At 61.6% G+C, this 26,391-nt stretch carries 22 protein-coding genes; 9 read left to right on the top strand and 13 right to left on the bottom strand.

Features of this window, described 5'->3' with window-relative positions:
• Positions 1-6 precede the first annotated feature (6 nt).
• Positions 7-1,182, bottom strand: a complete 1,176-nt coding sequence (mltA, locus tag DJFAAGMI_RS18245) for a murein transglycosylase A (RefSeq protein ID WP_211458198.1) — start codon at positions 1,180-1,182, stop codon at positions 7-9.
• Between mltA and DJFAAGMI_RS18240 the strand changes: the two genes are divergently transcribed.
• A complete protein-coding gene (locus tag DJFAAGMI_RS18240) occupies positions 1,181-1,351 on the top strand; it encodes a hypothetical protein (RefSeq protein ID WP_167007731.1) in 171 nt (56 codons plus the stop codon). The two genes, mltA and DJFAAGMI_RS18240, sit on opposite strands and share 2 nt — an antisense overlap.
• Before the next feature lie 184 nt (positions 1,352-1,535).
• Positions 1,536-2,195, top strand: coding sequence for a YiaD family glycine zipper/OmpA-like lipoprotein (locus DJFAAGMI_RS18235; protein ID WP_211458197.1), 660 nt, complete (start codon positions 1,536-1,538; stop codon positions 2,193-2,195).
• A gap of 77 nt (positions 2,196-2,272) precedes the next feature.
• On the opposite strand, the gene DJFAAGMI_RS18230 is transcribed toward DJFAAGMI_RS18235, so the two are convergent.
• The 4 genes from DJFAAGMI_RS18230 to DJFAAGMI_RS18215 are packed head-to-tail and all read right to left on the bottom strand — an operon-like array spanning position 2,273 to position 9,850.
• The gene (locus DJFAAGMI_RS18230; RefSeq protein ID WP_003066795.1) at positions 2,273-2,902 is read right to left on the bottom strand and encodes a response regulator transcription factor; all 630 of its coding nucleotides are present in this window, start codon (positions 2,900-2,902) and stop codon (positions 2,273-2,275) included.
• 5 nt (positions 2,903-2,907) lie between these two features.
• Positions 2,908-4,980, bottom strand: a complete 2,073-nt coding sequence (locus DJFAAGMI_RS18225) for a two-component system sensor histidine kinase NtrB (protein WP_211458196.1) — start codon at positions 4,978-4,980, stop codon at positions 2,908-2,910.
• Positions 4,977-5,792, bottom strand: a complete 816-nt coding sequence (locus DJFAAGMI_RS18220; protein ID WP_211458195.1) for a carbon-nitrogen hydrolase family protein — start codon at positions 5,790-5,792, stop codon at positions 4,977-4,979. The genes DJFAAGMI_RS18225 and DJFAAGMI_RS18220 overlap by 4 nt, the downstream gene beginning before the upstream one ends.
• Entirely contained in the window at positions 5,789-9,850 is a 4,062-nt protein-coding gene (locus DJFAAGMI_RS18215) for a YhdP family protein (RefSeq protein WP_211458194.1), read from the bottom strand. Before DJFAAGMI_RS18215 ends, DJFAAGMI_RS18220 begins: the two co-directional genes overlap by 4 nt.
• Positions 9,851-10,033: 183 nt before the next feature.
• Here DJFAAGMI_RS18215 and glnE point away from each other — a divergent pair, with 183 nt between their 5' ends.
• Positions 10,034-12,817 (top strand): bifunctional [glutamate--ammonia ligase]-adenylyl-L-tyrosine phosphorylase/[glutamate--ammonia-ligase] adenylyltransferase, encoded by a 2,784-nt coding sequence (glnE, locus tag DJFAAGMI_RS18210; RefSeq protein ID WP_211458193.1) that lies wholly within the window; start codon positions 10,034-10,036, stop codon positions 12,815-12,817.
• A 350-nt stretch (positions 12,818-13,167) separates the two neighbouring features.
• Here the strand turns inward: glnE and DJFAAGMI_RS18205 are convergent, their stop codons facing one another.
• Positions 13,168-13,785 carry a glutathione S-transferase C-terminal domain-containing protein gene (locus DJFAAGMI_RS18205; RefSeq protein ID WP_043003322.1) on the bottom strand — a complete coding sequence of 206 codons (618 nt, stop codon included), beginning with the start codon at positions 13,783-13,785 and terminating at the stop codon, positions 13,168-13,170.
• A 170-nt stretch (positions 13,786-13,955) separates the two neighbouring features.
• Here DJFAAGMI_RS18205 and purB point away from each other — a divergent pair, with 170 nt between their 5' ends.
• A complete protein-coding gene (gene purB, locus DJFAAGMI_RS18200) occupies positions 13,956-15,335 on the top strand; it encodes an adenylosuccinate lyase (protein ID WP_211458192.1) in 1,380 nt (459 codons plus the stop codon).
• 150 nt (positions 15,336-15,485) lie between these two features.
• On the top strand, positions 15,486-16,046 hold the full coding sequence (locus tag DJFAAGMI_RS18195; RefSeq protein ID WP_003072218.1) for a YaeQ family protein: 561 nt from the start codon (positions 15,486-15,488) through the stop codon (positions 16,044-16,046).
• Between the two features lie 3 nt (positions 16,047-16,049).
• Here the strand turns inward: DJFAAGMI_RS18195 and DJFAAGMI_RS18190 are convergent, their stop codons facing one another.
• Entirely contained in the window at positions 16,050-16,499 is a 450-nt protein-coding gene (locus tag DJFAAGMI_RS18190; RefSeq protein ID WP_003060116.1) for a DUF3717 domain-containing protein, read from the bottom strand.
• A gap of 425 nt (positions 16,500-16,924) precedes the next feature.
• On the opposite strand from DJFAAGMI_RS18190, the gene DJFAAGMI_RS18185 reads away from it, so the two are divergent.
• The 3 genes from DJFAAGMI_RS18185 (at position 16,925) to DJFAAGMI_RS18175 (ending at position 18,749) form a co-directional block, all read left to right on the top strand.
• The gene (locus DJFAAGMI_RS18185) at positions 16,925-17,680 is read left to right on the top strand and encodes a TerC family protein (RefSeq protein WP_003060114.1); all 756 of its coding nucleotides are present in this window, start codon (positions 16,925-16,927) and stop codon (positions 17,678-17,680) included.
• 133 nt (positions 17,681-17,813) lie between these two features.
• A complete protein-coding gene (locus DJFAAGMI_RS18180; protein WP_043003320.1) occupies positions 17,814-18,287 on the top strand; it encodes a hypothetical protein in 474 nt (157 codons plus the stop codon).
• A gap of 111 nt (positions 18,288-18,398) precedes the next feature.
• A complete protein-coding gene (locus DJFAAGMI_RS18175; RefSeq protein WP_029158475.1) occupies positions 18,399-18,749 on the top strand; it encodes a phage holin family protein in 351 nt (116 codons plus the stop codon).
• On the opposite strand, the gene DJFAAGMI_RS18170 is transcribed toward DJFAAGMI_RS18175, so the two are convergent.
• Positions 18,708-20,339, bottom strand: a complete 1,632-nt coding sequence (locus DJFAAGMI_RS18170) for a M48 family metalloprotease (protein ID WP_211458191.1) — start codon at positions 20,337-20,339, stop codon at positions 18,708-18,710. The two genes, DJFAAGMI_RS18175 and DJFAAGMI_RS18170, sit on opposite strands and share 42 nt — an antisense overlap.
• A 200-nt stretch (positions 20,340-20,539) precedes the next feature.
• On the opposite strand from DJFAAGMI_RS18170, the gene moaC reads away from it, so the two are divergent.
• A complete protein-coding gene (gene moaC, locus DJFAAGMI_RS18165) occupies positions 20,540-21,016 on the top strand; it encodes a cyclic pyranopterin monophosphate synthase MoaC (RefSeq protein ID WP_211458409.1) in 477 nt (158 codons plus the stop codon).
• Here the strand turns inward: moaC and DJFAAGMI_RS18160 are convergent.
• From DJFAAGMI_RS18160 to DJFAAGMI_RS18140, 5 genes are all read right to left on the bottom strand, one after another.
• Positions 21,013-22,614: a PglL family O-oligosaccharyltransferase gene (locus tag DJFAAGMI_RS18160; RefSeq protein WP_211458190.1), complete on the bottom strand. Its 1,602-nt coding sequence runs from the start codon at positions 22,612-22,614 to the stop codon at positions 21,013-21,015. The two genes, moaC and DJFAAGMI_RS18160, sit on opposite strands and share 4 nt — an antisense overlap.
• An 89-nt stretch (positions 22,615-22,703) precedes the next feature.
• Entirely contained in the window at positions 22,704-23,207 is a 504-nt protein-coding gene (locus DJFAAGMI_RS18155) for a pilin (RefSeq protein ID WP_211458189.1), read from the bottom strand.
• Between the two features lie 184 nt (positions 23,208-23,391).
• Positions 23,392-24,111: an FHA domain-containing protein gene (locus DJFAAGMI_RS18150; RefSeq protein WP_211458188.1), complete on the bottom strand. Its 720-nt coding sequence runs from the start codon at positions 24,109-24,111 to the stop codon at positions 23,392-23,394.
• A gap of 312 nt (positions 24,112-24,423) precedes the next feature.
• A complete protein-coding gene (ssb, locus tag DJFAAGMI_RS18145) occupies positions 24,424-24,972 on the bottom strand; it encodes a single-stranded DNA-binding protein (RefSeq protein WP_003060089.1) in 549 nt (182 codons plus the stop codon).
• 217 nt (positions 24,973-25,189) lie between these two features.
• The gene (locus DJFAAGMI_RS18140; protein WP_211458407.1) at positions 25,190-26,362 is read right to left on the bottom strand and encodes an MFS transporter; all 1,173 of its coding nucleotides are present in this window, start codon (positions 26,360-26,362) and stop codon (positions 25,190-25,192) included.
• Positions 26,363-26,391: the final 29 nt, after the last annotated feature.

Here is a 26,391-nt window from a genome sequence, read left to right as displayed (position 1 = left end):
TCTGTATCAGCGCAGATGCGGCGCCGATCCGGCCAAGGCCTTGGGCCAGAAGGCCCAGAGCTTGAGCGGCTGCTTGATGCGGCCCGCCACATCACCGGCCTCGGCCCCCCAGCCCATGAAATAGTCGGCGCGCACGGCGCCCAGAATGGCGCTGCCCGTATCCTGCGCGAACACCAGGCGGTTGAGCGAGACCGTAGGTCCGGGCGTGGACAGCCAGACCGGCGTGCCATAGGGAATGCTGTTGCGGTCCACGGCAATGGAGCGGCCCGGCGTCAGTGCCACGCCCTGCGCGCCCTTGGGACCGAACTGGGCATCGAAGTCATTGAGCGCCTCCTCGCGGAAGAACACATAGCGCGGATTGCTCCAGAGCATCTCGTTGACACGCGAGGGGTTGGCGGCAATCCAGGCGCTGATGCCGGGCCAGGTGGCATCGCGCACCAGGTTCTGGTCGAGCAGCCAGCGGCCCACGCTCTTGTAGGGCTGATCGTTGGTGCCGGCATAGGCCACGCGGATCATGCGCTGACGGCCATCGGCCTCGGTCAGCATCAGCCGGCCCGAACCCTGGATATGCAGCACCAGCATGTCCACCGGGTCGCGCAGCCAGGCAATGGCGCGGCCGGCCAGGGCGGCCTGCGCCTCGGGGATGGTGTCGATCTGCTGGCGCGTGAACCAGGGCTTGCGCTTGCCAAAGCCCTGCGGGACCTGATAGATGGGCACGTTGAAGCCGTTGCCCTGCACCCGGCGCGCCTCGTACAAGGGCTCGTAATAGGCGGTCAGCATGCCGTCGGGGCTGCCCGTGGTCGCTTCAATGCGATAGGGCTGCAGCGTGTTCATCATCCAGCTGCGCTGCTCGTCTTCCGAGGCAATGCTCAGGCGGCGCACCTCGCCGCACAGATTGGCGAACACGGTACTGGGACGCTCGCAGTTCTTGATCCAGGCATTCCAGGCCTCGTTCAAGGAATCCTGGGGCACGCCGGGCAGCTCGCCCCAGTCCACCGCCACCCAGCGGCTTTTTGTCGGTACATTGGCGGTGAACGGCGGCTTGGCCGTGGAGGCTGGCCCGCCATGCGGCGCCATCTCGGGCACCGGTGCCGGATCGTTTTGCTGCTTGGTGGTGGTGCAGGCCACCAGGGTTCCTACAATCAGCGCCAGTGAAAAACGGCGCAGGAGATGGAAATTCATGGGTCTGATTTTGCTTGAAGCACTGCTGGCATTGGCCATTCTGGTCGCTATTGTGTGGTGGACCATGTTCTCGGGTCGGAAAAAGGGTGAGTTGCCGGCCCCGGCCGAGCCAACGCCGCGCCAGGAAACGCTGGCCGACGCCGGCCAGGATGGCCCCGATCGAGCTTAGCCCATGGCGCTGCAGCCATTGCAGCGCGGGCTGATTGTGACAATCTTTTGCATCAGAAACCGCGCGCTGGCACGCGTCCTACTTTTTTCGGTTTCTCTTGGCAGTACGCTCAAGGCCTTGCAGCTTTTACGCGAAGCTGGTTTGCAGGACCCTCCGGGTCGTTCATCAAACTAAGGAGTTTTCTATGCGCAAGCAATTGGCTGTGACGGCCGCTCTGGCCTCTGCTCTGTTGATCACCGGCTGTGCCAATACCGGCGGCATGTCGGACACCACGCGCCGCACCGCCACCGGCGCAGGCGTGGGCGCACTGGGCGGCGCTGCCATCGGAGCCATCGCCGGTGGCCATGCCGGCAAGGGAGCACTGATCGGTGCCGGTGTCGGTGCACTGGGCTCCTATATCTGGTCGCAGAACCTCGAAAAGCAAAAGCGCGAAATGGAAGCCGCGACCCAGGGCACGGGCGTGGGCGTGACACAGACCGCGGACAACCAGCTCAAGCTGGACATCCCCAGCGACATCTCCTTTGATACCAACCGCGCCGACATCAAGAGCAACTTCGCCCCCATCCTCGACCGCTTTGCCGAAGGTCTGCGCAACAATCCCAATGCAGAAGTGCGCATCATCGGTCACACCGACAGCACCGGCTCCGATGCCATCAACAATCCGCTGTCGCTGCAGCGTGCCGAGAGCACCCGCAACTATCTGACCTCGCGTGGCGTCAACGGCGCCCGCATCCAGGTGCAAGGCATGGGCTCGCACCAGCCCGTGGCTTCCAATGCCACCAACGAAGGCCGTGCGCGCAATCGCCGCGTGGAAATCTTCGTGGGTGAGCGCGCTCCCCAGTAAGACAGGCACCAGCCAGCAAAAAGCCCCGCAAAGCGGGGCTTTTTACTGGCGATTGCGCAGTGTGCGCAGGCCGCGGCTCAGGCGTTGCGCAGCAGATTGGCCAGCTCCACGGCCGACTTGACCTGCATCTTGTCGAAGACCCGTGCCCGGTGCACTTCCACGGTGCGCACGCTGATGTCGAGCTGATCGGCGATGAGCTTGTTCGGCACGCCCTCGACGACCAGCTTCATCACGTCCTTTTCACGATCGGTCAGTTCGTCGAGGCGGCTGCGCACCTCTTCGCGCGCCTGCAAGGCGGCCAGATGCTCGGCAGACAGCGCCAGCGCCTGCTCCACACGGTCCACCAGCGCATTGTCGGAAAACGGCTTCTCGCAGAAATCGAAAGCACCGCGCTTGACCGTATCCACGGCCGTGGGAACATCGGCATGGCCGGTCAGAAAGATCACGGGCATGGCCTCGATCTGGCCGCGCTCCAGCATGCGATTGAACAGCGACAGGCCGCTCATGCCCGTCATGCGCATATCGAGCAGCAGGCAGCAGGGGCGGCGCGTCACGGGGCTGGTCTGCAGCACCGCCTGCTCGAATTCTTCGGCGTTGCGATAGCACTCGCTCAGCAATCTGCGCGAACGCAGCAGCCATGCCAATGCCTCTCGGACATCGGCATCGTCGTCCACCACGTAGACGGTAGCGTCGGTTACAGGTTCCATGAAGCCTAGTTCTCTCTGGGTTCCCAGTGGGCCGGCAGCGTGAAGACAAACTCCGTGCCCTGCGGGAGGTGCGGGCGGTAATCAAGATGACCACCATGTTGCTCCACCACCGTGCGGCACAGACTCAGGCCCAGGCCCATGCCTTCGGTGCGCGTGGTGAAGAAGGGGGTGAACAGCTGCTCGGCGACTTCCGCAGAAATGCCGGCGCCGCAGTCCATGATGGAAAATTCTACCCAACGCGCGCCATGACCCTCAGAACTGCGCCGGACCGTCAGGGTCAGCACCCTGTCCTTGAGCGCGGGCTGGTCCATGGCCTGCATGCCGTTGCGCGCCAGATTGAGCAGCACCTGCTCGACCATGGTGACATCGCAGAGCACCCCTGGCAGATCGGCCTCCAGCTCCAGTTGCACCGTGGCATTGAGCTTGTGTGCCTGCAGATAGACCAGGGGCATGACCGCATCGATCAGCTCCGCGGGCTGCACCACCTGCCGGGACTTGTCGCGCCGGCGCACGAAGTCGCGCACGCTCTTGATGACCTTGCCCGCGCGGTCGGCCTGAAAGCTGATGCGCTCCAGAGCCATGCGCAAATCCTGCAGATGCGGATCCTCGGCATCAGGTTCATGTGCCAGCAGATTGAGCGAGCCCGTGGCATAGCTGGAAATGGCGGCCAGCGGCTGCGTCAGCTCATGGCTGAGCATGGAGGCCATTTCGCCCACCGTCGCCAGGCGGGCCGTGGCCTGCAGACGCTCCAGCGAGGCACGCGACATCTCCTCCATGCGGCGCTGCTCGCTGATGTCGATGAAGGCGCTCATCCAGCCCGTGTGCTGGCCCTGGGCGGTGATCAGCGGTGCCTCGAAGATCAGCACCGGAAAGCGCGAGCCGTCCTTGCGCATGAACACGCTCTCGTGGCCCTGGCGCGGCGTGGGCAGCAGGCCGGCAAGGCGCTGATCGCGCCGGCTCACATATTCCTGGGCCAGCTCGGGCGGCCAGTAAGGCGCCACATTGAGGCCTAGCAGCTCCTGCGCACTGAAGCCCACCATGTTGCAGAAGGCCGGGTTCACATAGGTGATGCGCCCCTGGAGATCGCGGGCACGCATGCCCGTGACCAGGGAATCTTCCATGGCCTTGCGAAAGGCCAGCGCATCACCCAGATCGCGTTCCGCGCGCAGGCGGCGGCGGTTGTCACGCACCAGCACCACCACCACGGTCACCAGCGCGATCGACATGCCGGTCACCAGCGCCGTCATCACATTGGGAAAGACGCTGGGCGCGTGATGCCAGCTGTCCATGCGCAGCACCAGGGTGTTGCCGGGCAGGTCCAGCAGCTGCTGGGCCGTGAACATGCGCGAGCCGCGCCAGGCTGCTCCCACCATGGCCAGGCGCGTGCCGTCCGGCTCGGTGAACGACACCTCCTGGGTGCGCGGCAGGGACTTTCCCACCTGGGCCATCAGAATGCCCTGCAGGCTGTAGGTGCCCAGCACATAGCCCACCACATGGCCGTTCTCCGTCAGCGGCATGCAGACCTGCATGGTCTCGGTGCCCAGGCCTTCGCCCAGCAGCTGGAAGCGGCTGGGCGAATACGACGGCCCGTTGACGCGCCTGGCCTGGGTACAGGTCAGGGCCTCGCCCGAATGCAGCTCGGGCAAATGGCTTTCGTCTTCGACCAGCAGGGTGCGATAAGGCGTCTCGGCATGCTCGATGAGGCGCATGTTTTCGCCCCGCCACTCGATGCGCATCAGGTCACGGCGCTGCTGCAGCAGCTCGGTCGCGTGCTCGCGCCAGGCCGAGTGCTTGCCGCTGTAGGCGCTCAGCGCCAGCAGATCCTGCAGATTGCGGCCCAGCGCCGCACGGATATCGCCGACGGCATTGGCGGTATCGCGCTCCAGCTTTTCCTGCACCTGCGATGCTTCATAGCGTCCGGCCAGCCAGACCATGGTGACCAGCATGCTGACCACCAGTGCCACCAGCAAGGTCCACAGAGACCAGCGCTTCCAGGCCATGCGCCAGCGCCGCCAGGGCCAATGGGCAGGATGGTCCTCGGGCAGTTCGTCAAGAGCAGTATTCAGCGGTTCAGTCACAGCACACGATGGGTCAAGGCCGGCAATTGCTGGCGCACCTGCAGCAAGCGGTCACGGTTGAGCTCTCCTGCCACCACGCCGGTGCCGCTGGCCTGCAGGCCCTGCACCTCGCCCCAGGGGTCGATCAGCAGGCTGTGGCCCCAGGTGCGGCGACCGTTTTCATGCACGCCGCCCTGGCCGGGCGCCAGCACATAGGCCAGGTTCTCTATCGCCCGCGCCCGCAGCAGCACCTCCCAGTGCGCCTGACCCGTGGTGTAGGTGAAGGCACTGGGCACCAGCAGCAGGTCGGCGCCCTGGGCACTGAGCGCGCGGTACAGCTCGGGAAAGCGAAGGTCGTAGCAGACGCTCAGGCCCAGGCGCCAGCGGGCGCCGTCTCTGGCCTGTATGTCGCAGACCACGGGCTGGCTGCCCGCCTGCACCACGGCGGCCTCGGTATAGCTCTCGCGCCCGTTGTCGAACTGAAAGAGATGGATCTTGTCGTAGCGGGCCACGCACTCGCCGTCGGGTGAATAGACCAGGCTGGTGTTGAGCACATGGCTGTCGTCAGCCGCCTGCAGCGGCAGCGTGCCGGCCACCACCCACAGCTGGAGCTGCCTGGCGGCGGCGGCCATGAAGTCCTGGATCGGCCCCTGGCCAAAGGCCTCCCGGTAGGCCAGCTTGTCGGTGTCCCTGGCGCCCATGGCGCAGAAATACTCGGGCAGCACCACCAGCTCCGCCCCCAGGGCGGCGGCCTGCTGCATCAGGCTGCGCGCCTGCGCCAGATTGGCGGCGACATCCTGACCCGAGACCATTTGTAGAGCGGCAATCTTCATGGCTTCTCCTGTGAGCCTGTGGCGCCAGCGGGCTGCTTGCCGGCATCGTCGGAACCGGTCTTGGGCACGCTGCGTCTGGGCAGCTCGGTCACTTGCGGATCTTCCCAGCTGCCGTGGATATGGAACTCCTTGGTCGTGGCCGCAATCAGCGGGCCACGCAGAATCATCTGGGCCAGAAAGCTGCTCAGCCCCACCACGGGGTTGATGGCCGTGGCGACCAGGGAAGCGGACAGAGCGTTGATCTCCGGCACCACCACCACATGCAGGTCCTGGGTTTCCTTGTCGATATCGGCAGAGCCCTCCATCAGCACGGCTGCGTTCACGCCCTTCATCTGCATGTTATTCGTCTTGGCAATGCCGCGCTCTATGGTGACATCGCCTCGCATGAAGTCGAACGAGAAGCCGTTGCGGAACACGTCGCGGAAATCCAGCGTCAAGCGCCTGGGCAGGGACTGCAGGCTGAGCACGCCCAGCAGCTTGGCCAGGCCCGGCTCGGCCTTGAGAAACTGGCCTTTTTGCACCTCCAGGTGCACGGCGCCGGACATGGTCTTGAACCCCGGCGTCACGGGCGATCCGGTCCAGCCGATCTCCCCCTGCAGCTCGCCCTGTCCATTGGCGACCACGCCGGGCATGTCGAAGCGATTGAGCAGCTTGCCCACATCGCGCAGATGGAGCTGGAACTGCAGCTGTGTCTGGCCCGGGTGCTTCTGGTCGCCAGAGCGCAGCGCCCAGGAGCCCTGTGCCGTCAAGGTCGCCTCGGGTGTGCTGATATTGAAGCGCGACAGCTGCCATTCGCGCTTGCCCACGCCGAGAGACAGCCCGTGATTGCGCGCCACCACATCCAGCTTGCCCAGCGAACGCTTGCCCAGCTGGAAGTCGTCCACGCTGACCTGCAGGGCCGGCAGCTCGCGCAAATCGCTGCTCTGGGCAGCCGCCGCCTCCACGCCCTCGTCCGGGCCGTCGGGAATGCTCAGACGCGAGAGCTTGGCGATGACCAGGCCGCCAGGCTCCTGCGCATTGGCCTCGCGATACTCAATGCGCCCGGCCAGCTCGCGCGCCTGGATCTGGTTGGTCCAGACCTTGTTGGCATGGCTGAGCTGCAGGGATACATCGTGCAGCGAGCGGCCATGGAGCTTGACCTCGCGCGCCTTGAGCGCCAGCTGCTGAGGCACAAACTGACGCCAGCTCTCTTCCTCGGCAACGGGGCCATCGGCAGCGCTCGCTTCGCCCTCGGGCCACAGCCGTCCCCAGGCATCCAGATCCAGCACCGGCAGCTGCACCCTGGCCTGCAGACCCGCAGGCGGCAACGCGGCTTCCGCCTTGCCCGACTCCACCAGCTCCAGGCTGCCGCGCGTGATGCGGGCCTGTGCCCCGCTGATATCGCGCTCCAGCAGGGCTGCGGCCTGATTGCCCCATTGCACGCTGAGCTGGTCGGTCAGCGGCTTGGCCACCGCGGGCACAGTGCGGTTGACGCGCAAGGCCAGGGAGCTGTCGGCCGCCTTTCCCAAGGGCGCCGGCAGCATGACCGCCATGCCCTGCAGCTCGGACTGCAGACTGATTTCCGGCACGCTGTGCAGCACCTTGATCTGCAGGCCATAGCGTGCCTGGCCCTGCAGATGCCTGCCCAGAGCCGCCAGCTCGCTCATCTCCTTGGCGTCACGCAGGCCCTGGGCCGTGGCCACGCCATCTACACGCAGCTGAACCGGGGCCGTGGCGGCATCGGCACCGGGCTTCATGCCGCCCTCGATGCGCACGTCACCGCCCAGCGCTCTGGCCTGCACGCCCGAGAGCTGAAAGCCGGTTTCCGAGAACTGCACATTGCCGCGCAACTGACTCAGCGCGGGCACCTCGGGCATCAGCTGCAGCGTATTGCCCGACAGCGCCACTTCGCCCTGTACCTTGCTGCGCTCCATGTGCAGGGTGGGCAGATGCAGCTTGAGGCTGAGCTTGGCATTGCCCGTGGCCCGGCTGCTATCCAGCACATGAGCGGTCAGCGCAGACAGGGCGGAGCCTTGCACCAGGTTCAGCATATCGCCCAGGACACCATGGGCCTTGGCGTTGACCTCCACCTCGGTCTGGTTCCAGTCGGCCACGCCGGCCTGCGCTTCATCGACCACGATGGCGGTATGACCCAGAAAGCCCTTGGCCTTGCGCACCTGCATGGAGTTGCGGTCGAACACCAGCTCGCCCGAAAGCCTGGTCAGCGGCGGCCAGGGCTTTTCGCCTGGACTGAGCAGATAGCCGGGCACGAACTGGTAGTTCACGTCCTGCACCTGAGCGCTGATGTGGAACTCGCCCTTGCCCGGCTTTTCAAACGGCACATGCTCGAGTTCGCCCTTGACGCGGAAGTTCACCGCACTGGCCTGGCCCGTGGTTATGGCCTCGCGCACATAGCGCAGCGCATCGCTGCCCAGGTCCTGGGGCAGATAGCGATAAATGCGCTCACCCTTGGCGCGGCTGAGTTGCCCCTGCAGATCCAGCAGCCCCGGAAAGCGCGGCTGCTCCTTGGTCCCCGCACCGGACTGCCAGCTGGCCTGGGCCTGGCCGGCCGTGTCTTCATTGGCAAAGCGCAGCCGGGGCACCTGCACCTTGATGGTCTGGCCCTTGTCCAGCAACTGCCAGCGCACCAGGCTGTCGAGCTGATCGAACGGGATGTCAGGGTCTTCGAACACCCCGGGGAAGCTCAGCATGGCCTGATTGGCTCCCGGCGTCTTTGTCAGCGTGGCCTCGCCGCTGTCCTGGTCCAGGCTGAACTTGCCGCTCAAGCCCCGCACACCGGGAATGCCTATGCTGTGGGGGCCCTCCTCAGAGGCCTGGGAACGCAAGCCCAGCTGCTCGAACCGCCCCGATGCCTTGTACTGCGCCAGTTGCTCCAGAGGTCCGCGCCAGGACAGCTTGAGATCGCTCAGCTGTCCTGCCGGCGCCAGCGCCCTGAGCTGGCTCTGAACGGTTGGCGGCAGGGGCAGGCGCTGCAGCATCTGCGCCGCAATGGCCAGGTCGATGCCATCGGCCTGAACATCACCATGTTCGCCCTGGCTACCTTGTTCGGAAGCGCCGGTCGGCACATAGCGCAGGCTGAAGTCGCCTCTTGGCCAGTTCAGCCCGTCGTCGGCCGTGAACTGCAGCCCCTGGACGGAAAACTGGTAACCATTCTGATTCTTGGCCCGCAAACGCCCTCTCAAGGCCTGCAGAGCCAGGGGCTCGGGTCGGTCCCGCCATTGCAGCTGCAGCGCCTGTACCGCGACATCGGCCACCGCGCCCACGGGCTGGCCGTGCTCCACATCCAGCCAGGCCCTGACCGAGCCCTTGCCCTGCTGCAGCTTCCAGTCCTGCGGGCCCAGATACTGGCCCAGATGCGACAGGTCGATATGTGTGAAGTCCAGATAGGCCTGTCCGCTCCAGCGCTCCAGACGCCCTTCATGCACCGACAGCAAAGGCTCCTTGAAGTTGCCCATGACCGTGAAGCGCTCGCCCCATCCCTCTGGCGGCGTGGCATCCAGCCGCAGGGAGTGATGCCAGCGCTTGTTGCGCAGCACCAGATCCACATCCTGCAGTTGCAAGGGCGCGGCATTGCGCAGCTCGTCCACCCACTGCAGCTTGCCGCCTCGGATGGCGATTTCGGGCTGGGAGAAGATCCAGTCGGAGTCGCCCCCCTGCCCCGGGTCGGATGACACGGCAATGCCGGCCACAAAGATCTGGCCGTCGGCATCGCGGCGAACCGTCAGATCCGGCCCTTCAAGGTATATCTGCTCCACGCCCAGGGTCATCAGCGAATGGGCAGAGACCGCCACCACCACCTTGGGCAGCAGCAAGGCCTCACTCTTGTTCGCAGGGTCATGCAGGACTACGTCGCCCAGCTCGAAAGTCGGCACCAGACCCGATCGGTACGCATGCAGCCGGCCTATGGAAACCGGTACACCCAGGCTGCGTGAGGCCAGGGATTCCAGCTCGGGGCGCCACTGTTCGATTCGCGGCACAATCCAGAAATGGAGCACCCCCCACACGGTGGCCAGCAACAGCCACAGGCTCAGGACCAGTCCCAGAGACCACCGTGCCAAGCTGGCCAGCCTATGAATTTGGCGAGTTGGGAGTGGTTTCGGTTCGATCATCGGTGGCCTAGCAATGGCAGGAATTATGACCGGCGCCCCCGTGCGCGTTTCGGTAACCACACGTTGCCGAGCTGATTACCTGCCTGCCTGACACCATTTTTTACGGTCCGCATGCAGTCCCCAGAGCAAGCAATGGCAGAAAACGCCCTCAATGTTCCTTCCCCGGCCCAGTACTCGCGCTTTGTGCAGCGCCTTCACCGCCGTTACGAGAACTGGTTTGACGCCTTGCCGCCGGGAGCCCCCGACCGGGCCCTGATGGAACAGGCCCTGGGCACGCTGCAGTCGCGCGGCCTGGACCTCTCTGCGGCGCTGCGCGTGCTGCGCCAGCTGGTGATGGAGCGCATCATCGTGCTGGACTGCGAACAGCAGGCACCTCTCGCCGTGGTGACCAAGGCCGTCACCGAGCTGGCCGAGCTGGCCCTGGACCGTGCCTGCACCCAGGTGCGCGCCGAACTCGACACCCGGCATGGTGCGCCTCAAGGCCCTGCCGGCCAGGAAGTCCAGTTCTGGGTCATAGGCATGGGCAAGCTCGGCGCCCGCGAGCTCAATGTCTCCAGCGACATCGACCTGATCTACGTCTACGAACATGACGGCGACACCCAGGGCAAGGCCGACGGCCGCGGCGTGATTTCCAACCACGAGTACTTCGGCCGTGCCGTCAAAGGCATCTTCAGCCTGATTGGCGACACCACCGAACACGGCTTTGTCTTTCGCGTCGACCTGGCCCTGCGGCCCAACGGCAATTCAGGCGCCCCCGCCGTCTCGCTGTCCTCGCTGGAGGAATATCTGCAGATTCATGGCCGCGAGTGGGAGCGCTTTGCCTGGCTCAAGAGCCGCATCGTGGCGCCGCTGGCCGATATCCAGACCCCCAACGTCCAGGCCCTGCGCAGCGTGGTGCTGCCTTTTGTATTCCGCCGCTATCTGGACTATGCGGTGTTCGACTCGCTGCGCAGCCTGCACCGCCAGATCCGCGACCATGCGTCCAAGCGCAGCGCGGGCCACCCCGAACGCGCCAACGACGTCAAGCTCTCGCGCGGCGGCATCCGCGAGATCGAATTCATCGTGCAGCTGCTGCAGGTGGTGCGCGGCGGCCAGTTCCCCGAGCTGCGGCGCCGCCCTACGCTGGAAGCCCTGCAGCGCCTGGTGCAGGCCAACCTGATGAGCGCCGAGATTGCCGACGCCCTGAGCCGCGCCTACATCTTCCTGCGCCAGGTGGAGCACCGCATCCAGTATCTGGACGACCAGCAGACCCATGTGCTGCCCACGCGCGACGATGATCTGCTGTGGATTGCCCGCACCCTGGGCTATGCCGATGCCTGCGGCTTTCTGCACCAGTTGGACGAGCACCGCGAACTGGTGGCGCAGGAGTTCGACACCTTGCTGGGCGGTGACTCCCAGCAGTGCAGCAACGGCCATTGCAATGCCGCCAAGGCGGCGGCAGGTGGTCCGCCCACGCCCCGCGACATCGAGGAGCTGATCGAGGCCCTGCCGCCGTCACTGGCCGGTCAGGTCGCCGACTGGCGCAGCAACACCCGCATCAACGGCCTGCGTGACGAGGCCCGTGCGCGCTTGTTCAGGCTGGTGGAACGCACCGCGCAATGGGTGGCAAGCGGCCAGTCCGGCGAAGAAGCAGCCAAGCGTTTTCTGCAATGGCTGGAGCCCCTGCTGCGCCGCGAAAGCTACCTCGCGCTGCTGCTGGAGCGGCCGGCGGTTCATGAAAGACTGCTGCATCTGCTCGGAGCGGCGCGCTGGCCTGCGCGCTATCTGCAGCAGCACCCCGGCGTGATCGACGAGCTGGCCAGCGATGCCATTCTCAAGGAGCGCTTTGTCGCAGCAGACTTCGAGCATGAGCTGGCCATGCGTCTGGCCGCCCTGCAATCCACGGGCGAAGACGACGACGAAACCCTGCTCAATCTGCTGCGCCGCGCCCACCATGCCGAGGTCTTCCGCACCCTGGCGCGCGACATCGAAGGCCGCATCAGCGTGGAGCAGGTGGCCGACGACCTGAGCGCGCTGGCCGACAGCGTGCTGCGCATCACGGCCCAATGGTGCTGGAGCCGGCTCAAGAGCCGCCATCGCGATACGCCGCGCTTCGGCATCGTGGGCTACGGCAAGCTGGGCGGCAAGGAACTGGGCTACGGCAGCGATCTGGACATCGTCTTCGTCTTCGATGACGACGATGACCGCGCTCCCGAGATCTACGCAGCCTATGTGCGCAAGCTCATCAACTGGCTGACCGTCAAGACCGGCGAAGGCGATCTGTTCGAGATCGACACCGCGCTGCGACCCAACGGCAACTCGGGCCTGCTGGTGACCAGCTTCGAGTCCTATGCCAACTACCAGCAGCAGCGCGGCAGCAATACCGCCTGGACCTGGGAGCACCAGGCCATGACGCGTGCCCGCTTTGTGCTAGGCAGCCGCGACTTTCCCTCGCCTGCAGGCGCGCCCGCGACCGATCTGCACCTGCATCAGCGCTTTGATGCGGTGCGCGAAGCCGTCATCACCGCGCCGCGCGATGCCGCTGCGCTGCGCAACGAGATTGAAACCATGCGTGAGCGGGTACGCGGTGCCCATCCGGTGCGCGGCGGCCTGTTCGACGTCAAGCACAGCCCCGGCGGCATGGTGGATGTGGAATTTGCCGTCCAGTACCTGGTGCTGGCCGAATCCGGTGCACACCGCGAGCTGATCGCCAACGTGGGCAATATTGCCTTGCTGCAGCGCGCCGAAGACGCGGGCCTGCTGCCCAAAGGCGTGGGCTATGAAGCCGCCAAGGCCTACCGCGAGCTGCGTCGCCTGCAACACGTGGCAAGACTGGACGAGCGCTCCGGACAACTGGAGCCGGAACAGGCCCAAGTCCAGCGCGAAGCGGTACTCAAGCTCTGGACTGCTGTGTTCGTGCCCGGTACCGCAACCTAGGATAGGCAATCATGTCACGGGATTGAAGATTGGTGAGCGCCCGCTTTTCAGGGCGCTGGCAGCATCCATCAAGATTTGCCTACAGGCATTGCCAAACTGTTACAAAAATGAAACCCACTAGGGCTGGAACTTCTGCAACAGTGTCTTATCTGATAGTCAAGTGCAATGAACTGACAGGTCTGCATTCACCAATTTCCAGTTGCGAAGCCTGTGGGTACGCCCATTGAAAAATCCCCGGAGCGCTTCTCCTCCCTCCCTCTCTTAATTCGTTTCGGGATGCTTCGCAACTTTTTTATGCCCCAAAAAAGGCCACTTTCGAGTGGCCTTTTTCTTGGCTGACATGCCGCCACTCAGTGGGGCACGGTATTCACAAAACTGGGGCGCGCCGCCAGCTTTGTCAGCAAGGCGGCCAGATTCGGGTGCTCGGCGCGCCAGTCCAGCTCGGGAAAGCGGAAATCCAGCCAGGCCAGGGCGCAGCCGACGCTGATATCGGCCAGCGTCAGATGCGTGCCGCCGCAGCAAAACGGCTTCTCGCCCAATCCCTGCGACATGACCTTGAGCGCGGCCCGGACCTTGCCCATCTGGCGATCCATCCAGGCCTGGCTACGCTGCTCTGCGCTGCGGCCTGGCCAGGTGGCCTCCAGCCGCACCAGAACGGCAGCATCCAGCATGCCGTCGGCCAGGGCCTCCCAGGTCTTGACCTCGGCGCGCTCGCGGCCCGTGCCCGGAATCAGCTTGCCGACCGGCGAAAGTGTGTCCAGATATTCGACGATGACGCGCGAGTCGAACATGGCCTCCGTGCCGTCCATCACCAGACGCGGCACCTTGCCCAGAGGATTGCCCGTACCGGGTGAAAGCGCTTCCTCCCAGGGGTTTTCTTCGACAAATTGATAGTCCAGCTTCTTTTCGGCCAGCACGACGCGGACTTTGCGCACATAGGGGCTGGTGGTGGAGCCTATTAGTTTCATAGCAGCGGTTCCATGACACGAGTCACCGGCGACGGGCCGGTGCAATGATTCTATGCGCTGCCATGGCGGCCCGGCGGCCGCCGCACCGGGTCTGCATGCGCGCCAGCCACGGTCGCCGAGCAACCCAGCGCTGCGTGCGACTGATGCAGCGCACCTACAATTGCGCCACCATGAACCTGTCCTCCCTCACCGCCATCTCTCCCTTGGACGGCCGCTACGCCGCCAAGCTGTCCGCACTGCGCCCCATCATGAGCGAATACGGCTATATGCACCGCCGTGTTCAGGTCGAGGTGACCTGGTTCATCGCCCTGTCCGATGCCGGCTTTGCCGAGTTCCCCGCGCTGTCGGCCGAATCGCGTGACTATCTGCACGCGCTGGTCGCCAACTTCTCCGAAGCCGATGCAGACGCCATCAAGGCCATCGAAAAGACCACCAACCACGACGTGAAGGCCGTGGAGTACTGGATCAAGTCCAAGTTCGACGGTCGCGCCGAGCTGCAGAAGGCCGCCGAGTTCGTGCACTTTGCCTGCACCAGCGAAGACATCAACAACACCAGCCACGCCCTGCAGATCCGCGTCGGCCGCGACACCGTGCTGATGCCCGCCATCGACGGCATCATCGCCAAGCTGCGCGAGATGGCCCACCTCTACGCCGAAGTGCCCATGCTCAGCCGCACCCACGGCCAGACCGCCTCTCCCACCACCGTGGGCAAGGAACTGGCCAACGTGGTCGTGCGCCTGCAAAAGGCCGCTGCCAACATCGCCGGCGTGAAGATCCTGGGCAAGATGAATGGTGCCGTGGGCAACTACAACGCCCACCTGTCGGCCTGGCCCGAGTTCGACTGGGAAGCCTTCAGCCAGAACGTGGTGGAATCCGCCGAGCCCAAGGGTCTGGGCATCAGCTTCCAGCCCTACTCCATCCAGATCGAGCCCCATGACTACATGGCCGAGCTGTTCGATGCCATGGCTCGCACCAACACCATCCTGATCGACCTGTCGCGCGACATCTGGGGCTATGTGTCCCTGGGCTTCTTCAAGCAGCGCCTGAAGGCCGGCGAGATCGGCTCGTCCACGATGCCCCACAAGGTCAACCCCATCGACTTCGAGAACTGCGAAGGCAACCTGGGCATGGCCAACGCAATGCTCAAGCATCTGGCCGAGAAGCTGCCCGTCAGCCGCTGGCAGCGTGACCTGACCGACTCCACCGTGCTGCGCAACATCGGCGTTGCCTTTGGCTACACCACGCTGGCCTACGCTTCGCTGATGACCGGCCTGAACAAGCTGGAGCTCAACGAAGAGCGCCTGCAGGAAGACCTGAACAACGCCTGGGAAGTGCTGGCCGAGCCCATCCAGACCGTGATGCGCCGCTATGGCGTGCAGGGCGCCTACGAAAAGCTCAAGGAAGTCACGCGCGGCAAGACCGTGCTGGCCGAAGACCTGCACCGCCTGATCAACGGTCTGGAAATCCCCCAGGCCGACAAGGACCGTCTGCTGGCCATGACGCCTGCCTCCTACATCGGCAAGGCTGCCGAGCTGGCCAAGCGCGTCTGATTCGCAAGTTTGATCCGCAAAAAGGATAGCTGCTAGCGATTGATATTCAAGCTTTTCAGCATCAAAGAGCTGCCAAAGCCAATGTTGATTGGCGCTGGCAGCTCTTGTTTTTGATAGTTTTCAAAAGGACTGCCTGCGGGCAGCACCGCCATGGCCATCAAGTCCACCATCTTCAAAGCCAATCTGTCGATTGCCGACATCGATCACAACTACTACGCCGACCACAATCTGACGCTGGCGCGCCATCCCAGCGAAACAGATGACCGCATGATGGTGCGCCTGGTGGCCCTGGCGCTGAACGCCTGGAAGCTGCAAGACCTGTGCAACGGTGACGGCACGCTGGGCTTTGGCATTGGTTTGTCCGACCCTGACGATCCGGACGTGCACATCACCGATTACACCGGCCAGAAGCGTCTGTGGATCGAAGTCGGCCAGCCCGACGAAAAGCCCATCACCAAGGCCTGCAACAAGTCGGACCATATGCTGGTCTACCCCTTCAACCACGCCGCCCATGTCTGGTGGAAGGGTCTGGAAGGCAAGCTGGCCCGCCAGAGCAAGCTGGAAGTGCATTACATCGACTCGGAAGTGGCCCAGCAACTGGGTGCGCTGGCCGAGCGCAGCATGCAGCTGCAGGCCACGATTCAGGAAGGCCAGCTCACCCTGTCCAGCAATCTGGGCACGGTGTTTGTCGAGCCCACGCGCTGGAAATAAGCTTCAGAAACTCTGGCCGCGCCGCTCCGCCGCGCGTTCCGCATAGCGGTTGAAGCGCCAGGAATCGCCCTCGACCGTGATGCGGCGCCATACGGCCCGCTTCTCGGCGGGCTCCATGGCCGTCCAGTACTGCACTTCGTCAAAGCTGCGGCCGCAGCCCTTGCATTTCTCATCGCCCTGGCTGGTGGAGCAGATGGCAATGCAGGGCGTATCGGGCATGGTGTCGAACCAGGCCAGCCAGGCCGCCATGGCGTGTGAGGGAAAGCCCTCCACGGCCACGTCGGGCTCGCATTCATAAATCATCAGCGCATACACCTCGGCCAGGGCCTTGACCTCGGGTGCCAGCAGCACGCCGTCGGGCGATGGGGCACGGCCTCGCCAATAATTGATGGCCGCTTCGATGTCGGTGATGTGAATGGCAGTCATGGAGCAGGCATCATAAGCCGCAGCCATGAGGCCTGCGCCAGCAAGGTTGCTGCATTTTTGGTAGCTACCCACGCTTTGTGCAAAAGCGTCGCAGGACTGCTGCTCAATATAAAACCTGTGAACTAGATGGGTTTTGAAGCTTGAAATCCCATGCCTGCTGTGTTGAAATGCGCAGCTTCGAAGGGGAGTAGCTTATCGGACGCATCTTGTGCGTCATGAGCGGATGGTCGTCAATACGAAGCGCAAGCTTCCGGCCATGCGGTTTGCAGACTGACTGCAATCGAGCAAGACCTTTGATAGGCCGATGACGGTCAATCAAAGTGTCTTCCCCTGCACGATTCCTCGCGCGGGTTTGCGCTTCGACTTACGTCACCTTGGTCTTCACCCGCTGGCGTCAAGTGCCAAACCTATGCAGACTGCACCAGCGGCATTCCACAACGAGGAAAAATCACATGGATCTGGACTTTCTGACCCACACGCCCTTCTGGATTGCGCTGGGCCAAATCATCATCATCGACATCCTGCTGGGCGGCGACAACGCGGTCGTGATCGCGCTGGCCTGCCGCAAGCTGCCTCCCGAGCAACGCCGCAAGGGCATCATCTACGGCACGGCCGGTGCCATCATCCTGCGCATCATCCTGATCGCCTTTGCCATGGTGCTGCTGCAGCTGCCCTTCCTGAAGGTCGTGGGTGCCGTCCTGCTGATCTGGATCGGTATCAAGCTGATTGCTCCCGATGACGAAGGTCACGACAACATCGAAGGCAGCGACAAGCTGTTTGCCGCCATCAAGACCATCATCGTCGCCGACCTGGTGATGTCCGTGGACAACGTGATCGCCATCGCCGGCGCCGCCCAGAGCTCGGGCGACCACCAGATGCTGCTGATCGTGCTGGGTCTGCTGATTTCCGTGCCCATCATCGTCTGGGGCTCGCAGCTGGTCATCAAGCTGATGGAGCGCTTCCCCATGATCATCGTGGCCGGCGGCATGCTGCTGGGCTGGATCGCGGGCGGCATGTTCGTGACCGACCCCGTGTTCGTGAACACCGAGAAGTGGCTGTGGATGCCCAAGCTGGGCACCACCGATGCACAAGGTCTGGCCGAGATCTCCAAGACCCTGTACTGGGCAGCCCATATCGGCGGCGCGCTGCTGGTTCTGGCCCTGGGCAAATTCATTGCCAGCCGCCGTCCCGCGGTTGCAGCCCACTAAGCCTGGAAAACCCAGCAATTCGTGAAGGAATGCGGGAACTGACCGCAGCCTTCACGACTCACAATAGAAACAAGTCGGCACATTCCTACAGAGGTGCCGCATTCTTCAACCTTCGTTCCAGTTAGGACGCACTTTGAACCCCATCATTGTTTACGTGGATGACGCCACATACGCCCAGCCTATGCTCGAGGCACTGGCGGGATCAAGCCAGGCGGCTTCCTCCCACTGGTTGCTGGTGGCCTGTGCTCCGCGCATGACCCACCGTGTGAGCAAATGGGTCAGCCATCGCGCTCGCGAGAACTGGCGCGGCAAATGGGCAGACAAGCTGTTTACGGCCTTGATGCCCGTCATGGCGACGAGCGGCGGCAAGGTCACACCCGTGCTGGCCAAGGGCCCGCTGACCGAGCTGGTTACCGAGCTGCAGCAGGAACATGGCGCAGCGCAGATCATCGACGCCCGCCGTCCCAAGCAGGAGGCTGTACAAGCCGCTCCCGTGAAGGCCAATGCCAAGACCAATGCCAACGGCGGCCGCTGGAATCTGCCTGGCACCATGGCCGCGATTGCCGCCATGATGGGCTTTGTGATCGACGACTCGCTCTCGATTTAAGAGCAGCTTCCAAACCTTGAAAGCCTTGTGCGGTGACCACTGCACAAGGCTTTTTTCATGGGCCGGCAGTGCGCCAGCGCGCAGGCAGCACCTGCTGCTATGCTGGGCGGCATGAAAATCCTCGTCAAATGGCTTCTTTGCGCGGCGGCTCTGCTCGGGGTCGCCTATGTCTACAGCGGCGTTCAGGTGCAAAGCTTTGGCTCGGCCATGATTGCGGCCCTGGTCATCGGCCTGCTCAACACCATCATCCGGCCCATACTCGTGGTGCTGACCCTGCCCGTGACCATCGTCACCGTGGGCCTGTTCCTGCTGGTGGTCAACGGCCTGATGTTCTGGATGGCCTCGGGCCTGCTGGGCGGCTTCCACGTCGCCGGCTTCTGGGCCGCCATGCTGGGCGCGCTGATTTATTCGGTGCTGGGCCTACTTATTGACCGCCTTGTCGCGCAGCTGTTCCCGGAGTAGCTCTTCGACGGCACGCAAACGCGTGTCGATGATGGAGGCCTCGAAATAATCAGCCCTGGCCCCAGCCTTGCGGGCCAGATCCTGGGCTGCCTTGAAGCGATCCACCGCTGCTGCATAGTCATAGTGGGCCACCTGGGCCTCGGCCTCGGCCCGCAGGGCTCGCATTTCCTGGCCCTGGCTGCGCCATACGCGCGCCAGCGTCTGCCAGGCCGAACCATCGCGGGGATGGTCCGTCACCCAGGTCTGCAAGGGACTGGCCATGGAGCCTGCCTGATTGAGCCTGAGCAGGATCTCCGTCTTGAGCAGCAGCTCCGGCCTGCGCGGCGCAACCCGCTCCACCACATCAATCGTGGCCAGGCTGGGCCCGGCCAGATTGCCGCTGGCCGTCACCTTGGGAGCTGCCTGGGGAGCCATCACGGACTGCAAGGGCAAGGCAGCCAGGGCCGCCTGTGGGTTATCGGCCTTGAACTCGAGCTCGGCATTCAGCCATTTGGCTTGAATATTCGCAGGTGCATTGCCTGCCGTCGCCGTGAGCAGCCGCTGTACCATCTCGCGCGCCAGCGGCCAGTCGCGCAGATACATGGCGCTGAGCGTGGCCGCATAGAGCTGGGCGACCTGCTCGAACTGGCTCAGGCTGGAAAAACTGCCGGAGCGCGGCAGTGTGGCCCACTGGCGGCGCACCTCGACACCAGCGTTGGAAATCACACGCGCGCGGGCAGACATCATCACATGCTCCAGCGTGGGCACGGGATCGGCCGCGCGCTTGCCGGGCGGAATGCGCGAATCCATGTCCGCGATACGCTGGGTGGTCAACGGGTGGCTGCGCAGATAGGGCCAGCTGCCGTTGTCATTGAGCCGGCTGGCCTGCTGCAGCTTGCCGAACATGCTCACAAAACCCTGGGAAGCAAAACCGGCAGGGGACATCAGGCTGTAGCCCATGCGGTCCGCCTCGCTCTCCATGGCGCGCGAGAAATTCAGCTGGTTCTGCATCACGGCCGCCGGACCGCCCATCATGATGGCCATGGCCGCATCGGGGCTACGCGTGGCCGCCAGGGCACCCAGCAGCATGGAAGCCAGCATCAGCGGCGTCTGCTTGCCCTGCTGCGCCATCATGCGGGCAATGTGGCGTTGGGTAATGTGGCTGGTTTCATGGGCAATGACCGAGGCCAGCTCATCGCCGCTGCTGACCACGCCGATCAGTCCCAGATAAACGCCCATATAGCCGCCGGGCAAAGCAAACGCATTGACTTGGCGATCCTTGCCCAGGAGCAGCGTCCACGCAAAGCGCTCCTCCAGCTCGGGCGACAGCTCGCCATTCTTGCGCGCCGCATCCTGCAGATGCAGCCAGATGCCTTCCACATACTCCTGCAGCACCGGGTCATCCAGATAGTCCGGGTCGCGGTATAGCTCGCGGGCGATGGAGTCACCCAGACGCCGCTCCTCACCCGTAGTCAGCGACGAAGCACCGTCGCCCAGGGTCGGCAAACCCGCTGCCTGGACACCGGGTGCCAAGGGTGAGACTGCCTGAATAGCTATCAAAACAGAAGCTGTCAGCGCTTTTAAAATATGAACTGTACGCAGTTTTGGCATCAAAAATGGCATGGCAATCACAGCATTGCCAGCATATGGATCTTCCATATGCCGACCGTTCAACACCCCACTATGATGCCTTGATTGATGGAGACGGCGACATGCCCGCCTGGGATGCCCAGGTAAAGCCGCCAGTCCATCCCCGCTCAACCGTGATTGGGCGGCAGAACCCAAGCCATCTGCCGCCGGAAAGAACCGCCATGTCCTCTCTTACCCACTTCGATGCTCAAGGCCAGGCCCATATGGTGGACGTCGGTGCCAAACCCAGCACCCACCGAATCGCAGTGGCCGAAGGCCGCATCACCATGAAGCCGGAAACCCTTGCCATTGTGCAAACCGGCAGCGCGAAAAAAGGCGACGTGCTGGGCGTGGCTCGCATCGCCGCCATCATGGCAGCCAAAAAGACCAGCGACCTGATCCCACTGTGCCACCCCCTGGCACTTACCCGCGTTGCCGTGGAGTTTGAGCTGGAGCCCGAATCCAGCTCCATTCTCTGCACCGCCACCGTCGAGCTAAAAGGCCAGACCGGTGTGGAAATGGAAGCCCTGACCGCCGTACAGGTCGGTTTGCTGACTATCTACGATATGTGCAAGGCAGTGGATAAGGGGATGGTGATGGGGGGGGTCAGGGTGCTGGAGAAGCGGGGCGGGAAGTCGAGCTATCCACAAAGTGCTTAAATTTCTGGAAAGTCGATATTTCCAATATTTTCTGGATATTCTTGCTTCAAAATATTCCATTGGTTCTTTGAAAATTCACAGCTACTTTTCGAGTGAATTTTACAAATTTCCCTTAGAAATTTTTTACTAGATTTTGGGTCATTATTGAAACCATGAACCATTGCGCTATGAAACAAAAGTCTTTGAGTTCCATAGCGATAGGTAGCCTTATCATTTTTTTTGATTATTTCGGCTGAAATATCTATCGCAGGTTCACGATATGTATGCTCAACCAATGCTTTGGCCTGATCCAAAACAATAACGTCAGAATCTTCCTCCACACGTTCTCCTCCATATATTTTTGCATACTCAAACCTTAGAGCCGTTGTTTTTCTTTCAATCCCCCAGTAATCATATACGACAAGTAATGATAAACATACACCAATCATTATAATAATTGCCGACTGAAACCAGTTCAAGTATTGCTCGCTCGAACCATTTCTCTTACAGCAATGGCCTACAAAAATACCAGCAGGTATTAGAAGATGCAGGTACGCATAAGGGAATTCCAGCATGCAGTGCACCAAGAACACCACAACCAGCAAGAAAGAGTATTTTTGACTCGTAGATATTGAATTCTTCAAGCAACTCACAACGCCCAAAGAAATTCCGAAAAATATTATTATTCCAAATGGGATACCAGCCCAAAGAGCAACATCCAATATCAAGTTATGAGAGTATTGAAAAATACTCTCCTTTATTGCATAGCCAGTTCCACTTATATGTGCCTCTGCAGCATGAAGCCACCCGTATCCAAATAGGGGCTTTTTGGCAACAGCATCCAACATTGAAAGCCAGTGTGCAGTTCTAGAGGTCCCGACACCCATCTCATAAAGACTTCTTTCAGCCCTCATGCCTAATACTTCTTGCAATAATGGCAATATTGTAGAAAAGAACAACAAACACACCATCCAAAACCCGATTTTTCTTATAGGCACTGACCTCCCAGATCTTTTAAAAATAAAAAAAGCCACAAAAAATGTCATCAACAATGACAAAAAGGAAGTTCTAGATTGAGCCAGCGACTGAGAAAAAGCAACAAGCACCAAAAAAACAATCGTCAAGTTGTTTGATAATTTTTTTTCGTTATTTAGGAATATGGAAAGCACTCCACTCCAGACTAGAACTGTGGCCAAGTGATTGGGTTGCCCCATATTTGCATAAACTCTAGCACCTGGCGTCAATTCTCTAAAGTACATCTTATCCAGATCTATTCCTATCCATTGCGCCAATAATATTCCTATACAAAAAATCGCAACAAATATGCTAAAAAATGCATATTTCTCCAAACTGAAATAAAAATTCCAACCCAAACAAATGGAAATAAAGAAAAAATAAATATACAAGAAAACTATTAGATTATCACCGTAATATATATTATTTCTCAAAAAACAATCAATGACCAGGAGAACAAAAAATGCAACTAAAATAATCGAAATTCTTTTATGCATTAATAATTTTTTATTAATGCATAAAATAACTATTCCTAATAGCACTCCCAACCCAGCCGTAAACTCCATCCAAAATGTGGTCCATGGGTTGCTTACATTGGCAACCAACAGAGAGAATGTTATCAATAGATAAGAGAAAATCATTTCATAAAAAAAGCCGCACTAGGCGGCTTTTTTAGCAAAATCTGATATTAGTATTAACGGCAGCTTGCGGGCAAGAACTTGGCGTCCATGCCATTGGTAGCGCCAGTCTTGCACTTCCAAGCTCGAACAGGCTTCAGCGCAGAAGATGCAAAATCGGCAGCTGCAGAAGCAGTAGTCATGCCAGCGTCGCTGTAAGGAACCAAGTCAATAGTATTTTTGTTCGTGCCCAGTTGCGAAATATTACGGGCAGTCACTGTAATCACGCCGTCTTTGCTGGTGCTAACTTGCTGCACGTACTGCGAAACCGGGGAGGCAGAAGAACCGCCTTCACCACACCCAAAGCCATCAGCGGCGGAAGGAGCTGTCGCCATTCCTGTTTGAGATGCTTCGCTAATAGCGGTACGACATGTCGAAGCGGCCAGCACCACTTCCGATACTTTGGCACGAGCCGTGTAATCCTGATAAGCAGGCAAAGCCACGGCAGCCAGAATTCCGATGATCGCCACAACGATCATCAGTTCGATCAGGGTGAAACCCTTTTGGATGGAACGCTTCATTTCAAACTCCCTAGTTGGATGAGACCCAGACTATGAAGCAAACTGCGTGCCAGCAATTTACCGGGTGAAAGCACCACACAAGACAACACGTTTGGCAACATTCACGCGAGTTTGAGTAACAATTTTGGCGATCCGATCGCAAGCGGTGACAAATTTGTCAGATACTTAGCGCCCGTCAAGCCAGTCACTCCACGACAAAGCGCATGGAGCTTCCCGCCAGGTCCACCGTATCACCATTGAGCAGGGGCACGGAAAGAGGCCCGACTACCTGACCATTGAGCTTGAGGTCTTCACTGGCACCTTCCAGCTGGGTAAGCACAAAGCCATGAGGCTTCTGGGTGATGGAAGCGATGGCTACTCCAGGCTTACCCAGGGTGGTGACGACTTTGAAAAGCGCTATTTCCTTGCCTGCCAGGCTGCCGGTGAGCATGCGAATCACGGCGTGACGCTCCGGCAGTGCGGCAAGCGAGCCCTGAATGGTGGAACTGAAGCTGGAGATTTCGCCAAACCCGGAAGGGCTGGCCAGTTTGGCATGGCCGCTGTCTGCTTCTTCGGAAATGTGCGCCAGCGCCGCCTTTTTGCCGCCCGAGGCAGACGAAATATTGGTGTCTGGGATCACAGTGTCGAGAAAGCGGATCTTGTAGCGCCCAATGTCCAGCAGGTCGCCGTTGAGCAGATACTGCTTCTGGATGGCACGGCCATTGACATAGGTGCCGTTGGTGCTGCGCAAGTCCTCAATGCTGACCTTGCCGCCCGTGATGGTGAGCACGGCATGCTCGCCGCTGACCGCCAGATTCTCGATCACGATGTCGTTATAAGGACGACGACCCACGGTCGTGCGCTCCTTGGTGAGCTGCACTTCCTTGATGACTGCGCCGTCGATTGAGATGACCAAAGTCGGCATGCTCGAAGCTCCTGAGGAAACGCCAAGTCCCGCTTGGCTGCACTGGCAGAGATCCCTCACACTTGAGTGTGTGATTCAGCGCTCGCCCCTAATCGTAACTGGATGAAACGCGCCTGGATGCAGCATCTTATTTCACTAATTCGATGAAGCCAGCGATCCCATTGAAATTTTCAACCCTGCTGCCATCCGCCTGCAACATCTATGGAATTGCTCCTGCAATCTCTCCGTTCACCCCATGAGAAAAGCCCACGCTGATGGGAGCGCGGGCTTTTGCAGATTCCTGGAAAGCGGCAACTGCCGCCTGTCTCTGAATTAGAACGGGATATCGTCGTCCATATCGTCAAACCCCGACGCAGCGCGCTGGGGAGGAGGGGCCATGGGAGCAGGAGCAGAACGCTGCTGCATGGGTGCCGGTGCGGGGCGCTGCTGCATGGGCGCGGGAGCTGGACGGCTGGGTGCCTGATAGCTGCTTTCACCGTAACCATCGTCGCCGCCGTAACCGCCTTGCTGCTGACCACCGCCCTGGCGGCTTCCCAGCATCTGCATGGTGTCGGCACGGATTTCGGTGGCGTAACGCTCCTGGCCGGAGGCCTGATCGGTCCACTTACGAGTGCGCAGGCTGCCTTCGACATAGACCTGGCTGCCCTTGCGCAGATACTGCCCCACGATTTCGGCCAGCTTGCCATTGAAGACCACGCGGTGCCATTCGGTGGCTTCGCGGTTTTCACCGGTGTTCTTGTCGCGCCAGCGGTCCGTGGTGGCGATGGTCACATTGGCCACCTGATCGCCGCTGGGGAAGGTGCGCATTTCAGGGTCACGGCCCAGATTGCCGACGATGATGACTTTGTTGACGGATGCCATAGAAATACCTTTTCAAAAAGTGGCCCGGGCAGTCAAGAAAGGTCCCGAACCAATGAAGCTCGTATTCTGCCCCAAGCCCGCCCTGAAGAGCACGGGATTTCCCGATATCCCATATCGGCCATGCCGGTCGCTCAGGCAACTCCGCGCAGGCAGCTGAGCAAGAGACTGAGTCTTTGCACCGCCAGCATCAGCTACCGGTGGGAAGGCGCACGGCGCCTCAGTGACGGCCTACCGGGCGCAGCGGCCAGGTCACGACCAGCCACAGGGCAACCAGTGCCGCCGTCATGATGAACAGGCCCGGCACACCCGCAAATTTGGCGACAGCACCGCCGACAGCACCGCCAGCAAACAGTCCCAGCGACTGCAAGGTGTTGTAGGCACCCAAGGCCGCACCGCGCAGCGGCGCCGGTGCCATGCGCGAGACCAGGCTTGGCTGGGTAGCCTCAAGCGCGTTGAAGCCGCAGAAGAACAGAAACATCAGCAGCGCCATGCACCAGACCGTAGGAATGGTGCCGCTGGCGGCCAGCATGCCCAGACCGATCTGCACGACCAGCACCAGACCGATGGCCCCCAGCAGGGCGGTGCGCAGCCTGCCCTTGCGCTCCATGGAGAACAGCAGGCCCATGGCCACAAAAGACAGCAGCACGGCCGGCAGATAGATGTGCCAATGCTGCTCCTTGGCCAGACCGGCTTGCACCAGCATGGCCGGCACGGCAACCCACATGGACATCTGCACGGTATGCAGAATGAACACGCCGAAATTCAGGCGCAGCAGATCGGACTGGCCCAGCAGCTCGCTGAACCGCCCCTTGGGCGCATCGGCATGCTGCCTGGGCTCGGGCGGCACCACCCACAAAACCACGGCAATACCAGCCAGCGCCAGCGCGCAGGTCAGGCCGAAGATGCCGGACAGCCCTATCCAGGCGTTCAGCAGCGGTGCCAGCACCAGCGCCAGCGCAAACATCAGGCCGATGCTGCCGCCCACCAGGGCCATGGCCTTGGTACGCACGCCATCGCGTGTCAGGTCGGCCAGCAAGGCCGTGACCGCGGCAGACACGGCGCCCGCACCCTGAATGGCACGTCCCGCCATCAGGCCGGTCAGCGAGTCGGCCATGGCTGCAATCAGGCTGCCCGCAGCAAACACCAGCAGGCCGGCGACAATGACAGGCTTGCGGCCGATACGGTCGGAGGCCAGCCCGATGGGCAGCTGGAACAGGGCCTGGGTCAGACCATACAGACCCATGGCGAGGCCGATCATGGCCGGGTCGTCACCGCCCGGGTACTTGCGCGCCTCCAGCATGAAGACGGGCAGCACCAGAAACAGGCCCAGCATGCGCAGCGCAAAGATCAGCGCCAGAGCGCCGCTGGAGCGGCGTTCCTGGGAGGTCATGGTGGTGGAGGATTTGTCCGTGCCCTGCG

This window comes from Comamonas brasiliensis, from assembly GCF_018292285.1.
Classification (GTDB): Bacteria; Pseudomonadota; Gammaproteobacteria; order Burkholderiales; family Burkholderiaceae_C; genus Comamonas; species Comamonas brasiliensis.
Note: the sequence above shows the minus strand (reverse complement) of the source record. Positions and strands in the feature narration are given on the sequence as shown.